This is a genomic window from Effusibacillus pohliae DSM 22757, assembly GCF_000376225.1.
In the GTDB taxonomy this organism is placed as follows: domain Bacteria; phylum Bacillota; class Bacilli; order Tumebacillales; family Effusibacillaceae; genus Effusibacillus; species Effusibacillus pohliae.
Map to the genome: position 1 here is coordinate 1 of NZ_AQXL01000078.1, position 11624 is coordinate 11624.

10 protein-coding genes and 7 tRNA genes are annotated in these 11624 nt (G+C 53.3%); 2 read left to right on the forward strand and 15 right to left on the reverse strand.

Annotation, left to right across the window (positions count from 1 at the left end; translation table 11 throughout):
- Window positions 1-225: 225 nt before the first annotated feature.
- Window positions 226-552 carry a BRO-N domain-containing protein gene (locus tag C230_RS23685; protein WP_083910413.1) on the forward strand — a complete coding sequence of 109 codons (327 nt, stop codon included), beginning with the start codon at window positions 226-228 and terminating at the stop codon, window positions 550-552.
- Here the strand turns inward: C230_RS23685 and C230_RS0102025 are convergent.
- The 12 genes from C230_RS0102025 to C230_RS0102080 all read right to left on the reverse strand — a co-directional run bounded on the left by C230_RS0102025 (window position 491) and on the right by C230_RS0102080 (window position 6533).
- On the reverse strand, window positions 491-1375 hold the full coding sequence (locus tag C230_RS0102025) for a tyrosine-type recombinase/integrase (RefSeq protein WP_245533946.1): 885 nt from the start codon (window positions 1373-1375) through the stop codon (window positions 491-493). The genes C230_RS23685 and C230_RS0102025 overlap by 62 nt on opposite strands.
- Window positions 1376-1629: 254 nt before the next feature.
- A tRNA-Leu gene (locus tag C230_RS0102030) sits at window positions 1630-1712 on the reverse strand.
- Window positions 1713-1997: 285 nt separating this feature from the next.
- Window positions 1998-2072: transfer RNA gene (locus C230_RS0102035), tRNA-Gln, on the reverse strand.
- A gap of 205 nt (window positions 2073-2277) precedes the next feature.
- Window positions 2278-2353, reverse strand: a tRNA-His gene (locus C230_RS0102040).
- A 6-nt stretch (window positions 2354-2359) separates the two neighbouring features.
- Window positions 2360-2435 (reverse strand) — tRNA-Trp (locus C230_RS0102045).
- A 143-nt stretch (window positions 2436-2578) separates the two neighbouring features.
- A tRNA-Tyr gene (locus C230_RS0102050) sits at window positions 2579-2663 on the reverse strand.
- A 6-nt stretch (window positions 2664-2669) separates the two neighbouring features.
- Window positions 2670-2745, reverse strand: a tRNA-Thr gene (locus C230_RS0102055).
- 120 nt (window positions 2746-2865) lie between these two features.
- Window positions 2866-2940: transfer RNA gene (locus C230_RS0102060), tRNA-Asn, on the reverse strand.
- 175 nt (window positions 2941-3115) lie between these two features.
- Window positions 3116-5029, reverse strand: a complete 1914-nt coding sequence (locus C230_RS0102065) for an ATP-dependent helicase (RefSeq protein WP_018130396.1) — start codon at window positions 5027-5029, stop codon at window positions 3116-3118.
- The gene (locus C230_RS19105) at window positions 4980-5282 is read right to left on the reverse strand and encodes a hypothetical protein (protein ID WP_018130397.1); all 303 of its coding nucleotides are present in this window, start codon (window positions 5280-5282) and stop codon (window positions 4980-4982) included. Before C230_RS19105 ends, C230_RS0102065 begins: the two co-directional genes overlap by 50 nt.
- A 6-nt stretch (window positions 5283-5288) precedes the next feature.
- The gene (locus C230_RS0102075; RefSeq protein WP_018130398.1) at window positions 5289-6008 is read right to left on the reverse strand and encodes a hypothetical protein; all 720 of its coding nucleotides are present in this window, start codon (window positions 6006-6008) and stop codon (window positions 5289-5291) included.
- A 60-nt stretch (window positions 6009-6068) separates the two neighbouring features.
- Complete coding sequence (locus C230_RS0102080) at window positions 6069-6533, reverse strand: SprT family protein (protein ID WP_018130399.1); 465 nt, start codon at window positions 6531-6533, stop codon at window positions 6069-6071.
- A 66-nt stretch (window positions 6534-6599) separates the two neighbouring features.
- On the opposite strand from C230_RS0102080, the gene C230_RS0102085 reads away from it, so the two are divergent.
- Window positions 6600-7301: a metallophosphoesterase gene (locus tag C230_RS0102085; RefSeq protein ID WP_026174081.1), complete on the forward strand. Its 702-nt coding sequence runs from the start codon at window positions 6600-6602 to the stop codon at window positions 7299-7301.
- A 67-nt stretch (window positions 7302-7368) separates the two neighbouring features.
- On the opposite strand, the gene folE is transcribed toward C230_RS0102085, so the two are convergent.
- From folE to C230_RS0102100, 3 genes are all read right to left on the reverse strand, one after another.
- Window positions 7369-7932 carry a GTP cyclohydrolase I FolE gene (gene folE, locus C230_RS0102090; RefSeq protein ID WP_018130401.1) on the reverse strand — a complete coding sequence of 188 codons (564 nt, stop codon included), beginning with the start codon at window positions 7930-7932 and terminating at the stop codon, window positions 7369-7371.
- Window positions 7933-8073: 141 nt separating this feature from the next.
- Window positions 8074-10557: a transglycosylase domain-containing protein gene (locus C230_RS19115; protein WP_018130402.1), complete on the reverse strand. Its 2484-nt coding sequence runs from the start codon at window positions 10555-10557 to the stop codon at window positions 8074-8076.
- A gap of 205 nt (window positions 10558-10762) precedes the next feature.
- Window positions 10763-11341: a YkoP family protein gene (locus C230_RS0102100; protein ID WP_018130403.1), complete on the reverse strand. Its 579-nt coding sequence runs from the start codon at window positions 11339-11341 to the stop codon at window positions 10763-10765.
- Window positions 11342-11624 lie beyond the last annotated feature (283 nt).

Below are 11624 nucleotides of genomic sequence, written 5' to 3' on the forward strand. Positions count from 1 at the left end.
AAGACGAAAAGTGGAGCACGGGCAAAAAGTACCTGGAGGTAGATCCATACAACAAGTGGCTCAACCGACAGGCCGGGGCGCATCCAGAAGAATTCCAGGCATGAGACATTCATGCAAAATGCGGCTTTGCCCGTAGCAAACGACATACCGCATCAGGAGAGATTGGTCAAGTGCTCTCCTTGACGAATCTCTCCTGATGCGGTTCAATTCAGCCTGGGCAAAGCCATGGACAGAGAAACTCCAACCCAAAAAGAATTTACACAAAAATCCGGACTTGACCAGATTTTAGAACTGGAAGGAGACCCTGGGCAACACCTTCGACGACTTGATGACGATGAAAAGGGTCTGATTACTATTCAGACCCCTGGCGGACCGCAGAAAATGGTCACCATCAACGAACCTGGTTTATACTCTCTGGTCCTCAAAAGCCGCAAACCCGAAGCCAAAGCGTTCAAGCGCTGGGTGACGCATGAAGTCATTCCGTCGATTTTTATTTGCGGCGTGAGTCGATCTTCCTTACCCGCGTCTTTTTCTTCGGAATCAAGCTGTTAAGCGGGCTTGCCTTCTTGTGCGTTTCCCTTAAATCCTGCCCCGTCAGATGGACATAAGTTTTCGTCATACTCATGTCCGAGTGCCCCATCATACGTTGAAGGGCGAAAGCATTACCTTCATTTCGCAAATACATCAACGCGAACGTATGGCGCAGATCGTATGGCCGAATTTTGAAGCCGAGTTGTTTGCTGTACATTCTCAGGCGATCCCGCCACGTATGCCGCGTGAGAGGCGTCCCTTCACTCGAACAAAAAACCGGCACATCTTTTCCCCAATCGGCGGGCCGCACGCGAATCAGTTTTCGTATCGCATCGGCTGTTTGCGGCATGATCGGCAAAGTGCGAGCAGTGCGCGTCTTGGCAACATCAGCCGGAATGGTCACGACATGATGCGACAGATCGAAATCTTCCACCGTGAGCGAAAACGCTTCTTTGGGTCGCACACCCGTATCAAGCGTAAACAGCAGCAGCGCATAATCGCGCAAACCGGAAAACGTTGACTGGTCAGGCAACGCCAGGAGCGCTTGCAACATATCTTCTGGAATCTCCACAATGCGCGGCTCGGCCTTTACGCGCTTGATTCCGGCAAGCGGATTTTCGGACAGGTATCCTTCCTCGACACACCACCCGAAGAAGGCACGCAAATACGTCAGTCGCAAATTGAAGGTCGCGGGTTTTACGTTATCAGCCATGTATTCCATCGCGCACTTCTTAAGATTTGGCGATTGCCAACTGTCTGGAAATCGTTTGAAAAATCGCTCGACATATCCGCGATAATCATTCAACGTCGTTTCGCTGGTTCTTTGCGCCTGTTTGTAAAACAAAAATTCGCGAAGGGCTTCCTGCCAAGTACAATTTACGATTTTGATTTTCGATACTTTCTTTGACAAAACAAAACTCCTCCCGTGATCGATTTTTCGCCACGAGAGGAGCGACAGAATCCGGTCATTCTGTGCGAATCCAGCTATGTTGGAGAAACTCGTTTAGCATTACTGGACTCATCATTTTTACGCTGATTTTACGCCAATTGTTAGGCGAGGGAAAAACGATCGAAAACCGCGTCGTTACGGCATTTTACTGGTGCGGATGAAGGGACTCGAACCCCCACGGTTTCCCGCTGGAACCTAAATCCAGTGCGTCTGCCAATTCCGCCACATCCGCATCGTGATTGTAAAACAATGTTGATTCCGTCCGTTGTGCTAAAGATATTACCACGGATAGAATTCGGTTTTCAAGTGTTCGTTGTTGGAGAATCCGTTTATCTGGAGGAAAATGATTGGAAAAAGCAAATTGTATTCTATCTAAGGGTACGCAAGGGCCCGATGCCGGCAATAATAAAATCCCCCTCCGGCCGATGGCACGGAAGGGAAGGTTGATGCGCAAGCAGAATCCCCACTCGAGTGACCGCTACGAAAGAACGCATCACGGTGGGGATGAGAAACTACATGGCTGGGGAGGTAGGGATCGAACCTACGCATGACGGAGTCAAAGTCCGTTGCCTTACCGCTTGGCGACTCCCCAATCAAAATCTGCCTACCAACAAAAAATTCATTGGAGGCAGGACGGTCTGTCCTGATCGCTATTGTCACCAAACCAATGCTTTGCTGTTGCCAAGCTATCTGTAATACCACATGATGCGGAAATCCCTTGACCGGCAGGATTTTCGCAGTCCCCGCAAGCACTCGGCAACTCGCCGAAGCCTGGAACCGCCCTTGCGGGAATTAGCTGGGGTGAGTGATGGGAATCGAACCCACGAATGCCGGAGCCACAATCCGGTGCGTTAGCCACTTCGCCACACTCACCATGAATGGCAGGGGCAGCAGGATTCGAACCCACGACATGCGGTTTTGGAGACCGCCGTTCTACCAACTGAACTATGCCCCTGTATATTACCCCAAAAAGTGAAGTAAAGCTTCAAAGTTAATTCCGAGTACTTTTTGGGGACCCCGGAAAATTACCCCAGGAAGTGACGCAGCACTTCGCAGCATATTCCGAGTACTTTGGGAAATCCCTGAATACTCTAGAACTGGTGGAGGGAGAAGGATTCGAACCTTCGAAGGCGAAGCCAACGGATTTACAGTCCGCCCCATTTGACCACTTTGGTATCCCTCCGGCAACTGGAGCCAGCGACAGGAATCGAACCCGCGACCTACTGATTACAAGTCAGTTGCTCTACCTACTGAGCTACGCTGGCATTATAGATCCCCCAGCAAAGTACCCGGAATACGCTGCATGGAGTGACCCGACACTTGAGTGCCACGGCACGACTTGTACCCAATGGGAACAATGCTTAACGTCACTTTGCTGGGGCTTTTGGCTCCTCGAGTAGGATTCGAACCTACGACCCTCCGGTTAACAGCCGGATGCTCTACCGCTGAGCTATCGAGGAACAGTTGAGACATCTTGTAGAATACCATGGACATCCGCTTTCCGTCAAGACCAATCGATTCCAGTTCAGGAACCCCCGACTTGAACGACGAGAATAATGGTACCATGGGCCCCAACTGATCTCAACGTTATTTTTCACCATCATTCCAACAAAATTGCACAAGGATCTTTGTTAATCAAATCTTTCTCGCGGTTACGCTGATTTCATCCAAAAACGGACTCCGTTCGACCGGTTCTCCCCGGTAGCGCTGCGGTGCAGACAGAAACACCCGCTCTTTCGCCCGTGTAATTCCGACATACAGCAGGCGCCGTTCTTCTTCCAACGATGCGTCCGCATCCTTCTCTTTCAGCGACTTGCCGTGCGGCACCATGCCTTTCACCAGACCGATCAGAAATACGGTGCGAAATTCCAGTCCTTTCGCTTTGTGAAACGTCATCAACCGGATGCCGCGCTCCGATTTTCTTGCGTTCCGCAATGTCTCGCTGACCGCCTCCACATGCAGCAAAAAATCGGTCACCGACTCAAACGGCAGCACCGCTTGTTCCAATCCATCGACCGGTTCAAACAGATGTTCTTTTTTTTGCCCGGTACGCTCTGCGTACTCTTCGAGAAATTGATCGTAGCCGACTTGCTTACGGATCAGGCGCAAAGCGTCCTTCGGCGGCAGTCGCGAGATTTTTTTCAAATCCCAGGCCAGGTCTTCCAACTTTCTCCGTTTCCACGCTTCCAGTCCGGGCAATTTCATCAGCGCCTGCAAATAAGACCGCTGTTCGGAATCGAGATCGGCGGTTGCGATATGTGCCATCCAGGCGTCCGGATACAGATATCGTTTTGGGCGGTTGATAATCTGCATCAGTGAATCTAAATCAAGCGGATCGGTCGCCAGTTTGAAATAGCAAAGAATATCACGGATCTGCCACTGATGATAAAAACTGCCCTCCGCATCCCGGATCGCGAAAGGAATTTTGCGCCGAACCAATTCATCGACCAACGCCCGAGCCTGCATGTGGGTTCGATACAGCACGGCGATGTCATCCACTGGATCACCGCATTGGATCCGCTGTTCAATCCGTTCCAACACCTGCTCCGCTTCCGACCGTTCGTCCTCAGGCATTTCCAGCACGGGAAGTTCGCCCTGTTTGCCGGTTCCTGTCAACTTTTTCGGGTGCCGTTTGCGATTGCAGGTGATCAGCGACGAGGCGGCCTCAATAATCGGATCGACCGAGCGGTAATTGGTTCCGAGTACCACTGTTTTCGCATTCGGATATTCATGCTGAAACGACAGCAGATAATCGACCCTCGCCCCCCGGAACCGGTAGATCGACTGGTCGTCGTCCCCGACGATGCAAAGCTCTCCGTCGGCCGCAAGAATTTTCAACACTTCGTACTGGACGTAATTGGTATCCTGAAATTCGTCCACCAACAGATGCCGGTACTTGCTGGCGTATTGCTGCCGGACATCCTGCCGCGATAGAAGCAGGCGGTAGCATTCCACCAGGATATCGTCATAATCCCACCGTTTATGGTTTTTCTTCCAGTCCTCATATTGTTGGTAACGCCTTTTGAACTCGACGTTCTCTTTCTTCTTGGGCCTGATTTGCTGCGGCAGGATCAGATTGTTTTTGCACAGTCCGATTTTCGCCAGCAAGTCGTTCGCCGCTTCCTCGTCGCCGTCCTGTCCTTCCGCCCGCAGCAGTTCCCGGATCACCTGTTTTTGCTCCCATTCATTCAGTAATCTGGGAACGTTACCGTATGTACGCAGCAAAATTCGCAAAAAAATCGAATGAAAGGTGCCTGCCTCACACGATTGCGCCTTCAGCGGACCGATGCCCGGCAAGGCCGCCAACCGATTTTGCATTTCTTCCGCCGCCGCTTTCGTAAACGTGACGATCAAAATTTGCCGCGGCTGTACCTCCGCCACCTGCATCAGATAGGAGGCCCGGCAGGTGAGCACAGTGGTTTTGCCACTGCCCGGTCCGGCAAAAACGACAAGCGGTCCGCCAACATGCGCAACCGCTTCTTTTTGCGATTGGTTCAGTTCAATGCCGGAACGGCCGAGATCGCTGAAAAACTTCTCTTCCCTGGTCATTTTCGAATTTTGGTACCCCCAGAATCGTTTCAAAGCCGGGATTTTCCCACTTCTCGATAAAATGCCGCAATCGCCGGATCCGTTCGGCCAGCCGCTGCTTCTCTTCCAGCAGTGCGCGGATGCCCGCGAGATCCCCGCTCTCAAACAGTTCCACCACCGCTTCCTGCATCTCCGCTACCCGCAGCTCCCACTGGTGCACCACCTGGCGCAAACGATCAAATCGTTCGTGAAGATGATCCCCTGCTATTTTCATACCGCATTACACATTGACTGGCTGTTTACGATGGCTCCACTTGTCCAACAGTTGCTCCAGATCGCCGAGAAATCCGGCGATCCGCTTTTTCTCCGCCATCAAGTGTTCGATCGCCTGCAGATCTTCCAGGTTAAACTTTTCCACCACTTCCCGCGGAATCTCCTGCACCCTTTGCTGCAACTGTGCCTTAAAGCCTTCCATTTCGGCTGCGATCAAGTCGATCAAGTCGGTATGCTGGTTCATCTTCCGTTCCTCCTTGCCCGTTTCCACAGATTGGTAGAGTGTTTCCAAGTCCCATTCGGTCAGCACCCATTCGCCTTCCTCAAGCCGCGCGAAACGCCAGTCGCTCTCCAGATTCACGCGCGACATCAATTCCCCTTTGCTGCGCTGCGTTCGCTGCTGCAGGATGCGCAGGATTTCCCCCTGCTTCATCGGAACTCGGGATTGCGAAAAGAGTGCATAAATTTCGTTATGCACCTCATCAGACTCCGCTTCCCGCAGCGTCCAGAGCTGATTTTTCTGCACAAATGCTCCGTGCGGCGCCTGCAGTGCCTTGCGCATGCGGACGCGCAGCGGTTCCCGCGACCATTGTTCACAAAACGAAGATTCCTGGGCCAATGCGGCTTCCAGTTCCGCTTCCGACAACGGACGCCGCTGCACGTACAAAATCCGCTTCAACGCCCCCTCAAGGCTGTAACGCAGAAGTCCAATCGCTTGCTGCAGCACAACCGCCTCCTCATCAAGAAATTCCCCTAACCCTTTTCGACAAAAAGCAGGTGAATCCTGCTAGACAAGCCGCGTATTTCCAACCAATTTCAGCCTGCCGCGGCAAGCCCCACACGCATATTTGCGCGTGTCGATCCTGCGTTTCCGTTGATACACCAATCCACAATTCATACACTTGTAATCATAGCGGGTTTTCACGATGCGGCGGGCGCCGGTATCCTTGCAATAACGGGTACCGCCGACTTGTCGCAGCAGATTTTTAAAATCGGCGTCCATATGGCGATAACCTTTGCCTTCCAGATGCAGGTGGTAATGGCAGAGTTCGTGTTTGATGATGGCGATCAGTTCTTCCATGCCATGCACAACAAGCGGACGGGGGTTGATTTCTATATCGTGCGATGCCAGCAAATAGCGGCCGCCGGTGGTTCGCAAACGGGAATTGAATCGCGCGCGGTGACGAAACGGTTTGCTGAAGCTTTCCAGCGATACGGTTTCGACGATTTTTTGCAGTTCTTGATCGGTCATGACACATCCCCTGCTTTTGTCAAATGCGAAATTCATGTACAATCGGGTTGGAAAGGGCGTGAATCCGTGCGTATATTTGCTCTGGGAGACCCTCATCTTTCGTTTGCCGTGAACAAACCGATGGATATTTTCGGCGGCCAGTGGGCCGATCATCCGGCCAAAATCGAAGCCGCCTGGCGAGAAGCCGTGAGCCCGGACGACTGGGTGTTGATTCCGGGAGACATTTCATGGGCGATGCGGCTGGAGGAGGTCAGGCCGGACCTGCAGTTCCTGGGACGATTGCCGGGGAAAAAGGTGATCATCCGCGGCAACCACGACTACTGGTGGTCAACCATCTCGAAAGTCCGCGGCATATTGCCGCCCGATATGTATGCGCTGCAGAACGACTCAATCAAAATCGGCGATATCGCCGTCTGCGGAACGCGCGGCTGGAACTGTCCGGGCGGAAACGATTTTGACGAACATGACCGAACGATCTATGAGCGGGAAGTGTCCCGTCTCGAACTATCCCTGAAAAATGCGGATCCGACGGCGAAAGAACGGTGGGTGATGCTGCATTATCCGCCGACCAACGAAAAACACCAGGACTCCGGTTTTTTGCAAGTGATGCGACGTTATGGCGTCTCCGTCTGTGTCTATGGACACCTGCACGGTGACGGCCATCGCAACGCCCTGTTGGGTGAGCTTGACGGCATCCGGTTTTATTTGGCCGCCTGCGATTATCTCGGATTCAAACCGTTGCTGATCAAAGGGAACGACACGGAGTAGCCGTCCAGCAAGATATCCCGTGCATAACGCAAGGACGCCTGGTTTTGACGTCCCCGACAAAATAACGCTATTTCAAAATCAACGAAAACACTTCTTCCCGCGCCTGTTTGTCTTCCTGAAAAATCCCGCGCACCGCAGTGGTGACCGTCCGGCTACCAGGCTTGTTGACGCCGCGCATCGACATGCACATATGCTCCGCCTCCACCAACACCGCGACTCCGCGCGCTTCCAGCTTGTTCATCAGCGTATCGGCCACCGTCGTAGTGATCCGTTCCTGCAGCTGCGGCCTGCGGGCGACCGTTTCCACCAGCCGGGCCAATTTGCTCAGCCCTGTCACCCGGCCGTTTCGCGGCAGATAAGCAACATGCGCTTTGCCGAAAAAGGGCACCAAATGATGTTCGCACATCGAATAAAACGGGATATCGCGAACCAAAACGACTTCCTCGTGGACCTCGTTAAAAATCGCGCTCAATTCCTCCGCCGGGTCCTTGTGCAATCCGGCGAAAACCTCCTCATACATGCGTGCGACCCGTTTCGGAGTATCCAGCAACCCTTCCCGATCCGGGTCCTCTCCGACTGCTTCCAGGATCATGCGTACCGCTTGTTCAAGTTTAGCCCGATCGAATGACATGTTCGATACCTCCAACTGTATACGGCATTGTGCGCCGATAAATCCCACATTACTATATCATAATTATTCTAAACTGTCGAAGAATGTAAGATCCCCCGAATCCAATTTTCGGGGGATCTTCAAAAATCCGCACCGCTCCAATCAGTTTCTCGGTGGCAAAATGATGCCGGTGCCACCGGTGCCGCCTGTCGAACCGCCCGTGCTGCTGCCGCCCCCGCTGGAACCTCCGCCTGTTGAACCGCCGGAAGTTCCACCGGATGTGCCGCCACCAGTACCACCGGTACCGCCCGAAGTGCTGCCGCCGTTCGTGCCGCCTGAAGTGCCTCCGGTGCCGCCCGTTCCGCCCGATGTGCTGCCGCCGTTCGTGCTACCTGAAGTGCCTCCGGTGCCGCCGCTTCCTGACGTCGGCGGTTGTGCCGGATCCTTCGGCTTGTCATCCGGTTTCGGTTTCGCTTCTCCCGTTTTGACCGAGATCTTGTTCGATTCGCCAAGCGGCTTGTTGGTGGCGGGATCTACCGCACTGATCGCATAATAATAGATTTTCCCCGGCTGCACATCCGTATCGACGAACAGTGTATCGGTCGTGATGATAAGGGGACCGCCGTCCGGATTGTCCGGATTTTCCACCCGGAACACGGCGTATTGGGCGCCATCCTTGGCGGGCGTCCATTTGAGCATCACCGTTTTTCCGGTCCATTCGCCGGAAAGCTGGATCGGTTTCGGTTCTTCCTTCTTCTCTTCTTTCTCTTCCTGCGCCGGAGCTGTCTGGAAGCCGGTGATTTTCGTGCCTTCCAGCGCTTTCGTCATCACCTTTCTGAACAGCGCTGCCGGATAACCGCTGGTATGATCTTCAGCCAAATAGTGGCTGTTATCCGTTTCGTTAAATCCCATCCAGACCGCCCCCACCAGTTCCGGCGTGTACCCGACAAACCAGGCGTCCGCGTTGCCATTGCTTCCAAATTCGGTCGTTCCCGTTTTTCCGGCGACCGGCCGCGGACTCATGCGGGCGTTTGTGCCGGTCCCTTTTTCAACGACCACCTGCAACAGCGACGTCATCGTGTTGGCGGTCGATTCTTTCATCACCTGTATCCGAGACGGATTTTCCTGTGCCAGCACCGCATCGGACGAGGTTGTGATTTTTTGGATGGCGTGCGCCTGAATGCGAACTCCTCTGTTGTCAAACGCCTGGTAGGCGTCCGCCATATTCAGCGGTGACACCCCATTGGTGAATCCGCCCAGTGCGATGCCAAGCCCCGTATCGGCCTGGTCAAACGGAATGCCCGCTCGCTGGGCAAACTTTTTGCCCGTGTCGATGCCGATCTGCTGCAGCAGCCACACGGCCGGGATGTTCCACGACTGTTTGAGCGCCTCCACCATCGTCACCTGCTCACGCGGGTACAACGTATGGTTATCCCAGTCTTTCGGCGCATACCCGCCCGGAAACACCGTCCCTTTTTTATCGAGCAGCATCGAATTGGGCCCGTACTTGCCCGTTTCGATCGCGGGCGCGTAGACGAGCACCGGTTTAATCGAAGAGCCAGGCGGCCGCTGCATCTGAAACGCCCGGTTGTAGTTCATAAACGAGTTCGTATCTCGGCCGCCCACCATCGCCCGGATGCCGCCTGTCTTCGGATCGACGATCACCATCGCACCTTCGACTCGCGTGCCGTCCTTCGCGTTTCGCGGGAAATTGGCGGGATTTTGAAACTCTTTTTCCGCGGCTTCCTGCGACTTAGGATCCAGATACGTATAGATGTTCAAACCACCGCGCCATACTTGTTCTTGCGGAATACCGTACTGTTTCGCCGCTTCCTCCAGCACATATTCGACATAATGCGGATACTTCAGTTTGTTTCTTTGTTTGTCACGCTCTTTGTACGCTTTCGGATCGACCGGCTCCTTCTTCGCCTTTTCCGCCTGTTCTTGCGTGATGTACCCTTCTTTCACCATATTGTCAAGCACGATCTCCCGCCGTTTCAAAGCGGCATCCAGGTTGCTGTAGTAATAGGAAGGTGCCTGCGGCAGACCGGCAAGGAAAGCGGCTTCCCCCAAAGTCAACCGTTCCGCCGGTTTGCCGAAATAAATTTCGGATGCCGCTTCGATCCCGAGGATCGACGGGTGAAAGTTCACTTTGTTCATATACATTTCCAGGATGTCTTCTTTTGTGTAATTCCGTTCGATCTGGATCGCCAGCGCGATTTCCTGGAGCTTGCGGCTGAACGTTTTCGACGGATCGTTCAACAGGGCGTTTTTCGCCAACTGCTGGGTGATCGTGCTGCCGCCTTCCACTTTTCCGCCCGCCAATACGTCCCGGTAGATCGCGCGAGCGATCGACTTGTAGTTGACGCCATTGTGTTCATAAAAATCGCGGTCTTCCGTCGCGATAATCGCTTGTTTCACGTAGTTGGGCAATGCGCTGTAATTGACCGGTTTCCCTTTATCCGCCTGCAATTCGATCGCCGGTGCATTTGGATCTACAACGCTGTATATCTTGGTAATGCCATCCGGCGTTTCCAGCTTTGACGGATCGAGCGCGGGCAGTGCAATCGCACAGCCGACGCCAAGCACGACTGTTCCTGCAATCAACACCGCAAGCAAGATGCTGCGGACCACTTTTTTTCCCATAAGCGGTTTCACCTCTCCCCAGCCATTCTACTGCATTCGCCGCCAATCTTCGAGTTGGAAAATGGCGAAATAATCCCTGAATCTCCCGATTTCACCCGAAATCCTTTGCTTGCTGCCGCTCATGCGCCGCTTATTCCCGGCCACCCGGAGCACACGAACAAAAAAGAGGGAAAATCGTTCCCTCTATTCTAGACGTTTCTGTTATTTAATTCGTTACACCTGCCGGTTTTTGTCCGTACTTCCTGAAAAAAGTGTCCCGCATCATGACCACCCGCTTCGGGCTCGGGTGCTCGCCTTTTTCCGCATACCGCCTGTACCCGATTGGATGGCAGATCCGCAGCATCAGCCGCATGTAAAATGTTTTGACCCTTTTATACCAGGAGTCTTCCAGATCGAACACAGAAAAACCGAGGGAGGCGGCTCCCCGGTGTAGGATGGTGATGCCGACCAACGCTTCGATCGCCCGCCCCTGCGGGCTCCGTTTCAGGAAATCGGCCAAAAGCGGCAGCGATTTGCGGACTTCCCGCAACGCCACAAGTCCCATTTGGACTTCCGATGTCATGACAGAGACAATATTTAGCAAACGATAGTTGTATAAGTGCAGTTCTCCCACGCGATCCCCTTTCCGCAGCCATTTTTCTCCGACCCGCACATCCGGCCCATTGTACGGTTTAACAATGACACGAAACAGGTTGTCGCCCTGATAATCGGCAAAATCGAACCGCCGGCAGTTGCGGTATACCACATCCACCGCCCGCCAGCCGGCCAGCAGCCATCTGTTCATGGCGCTCCTCCCTCAAAGAATTAATGTTTTCTTCGTTTTTCTCGCCATTACGCATGTTTTCATCTTTCACGAACGAAGCGCTTGAGGATAATATTTGACGAAAAGTGAATATTTGGGATCGACCCGTTGGCGGGAACAGAGATGTTGGTCACCTCGTTTTTAAAAGCCATATGGTCGCATATGGATCTCCACATGTACCCTTGCGGTTTACCCTCCCATATCTCCCTGGGTCGATGCCCTTACATTCCTTCGTTCTACCTCTCAAGGGGTGGAGGCCGGGTAA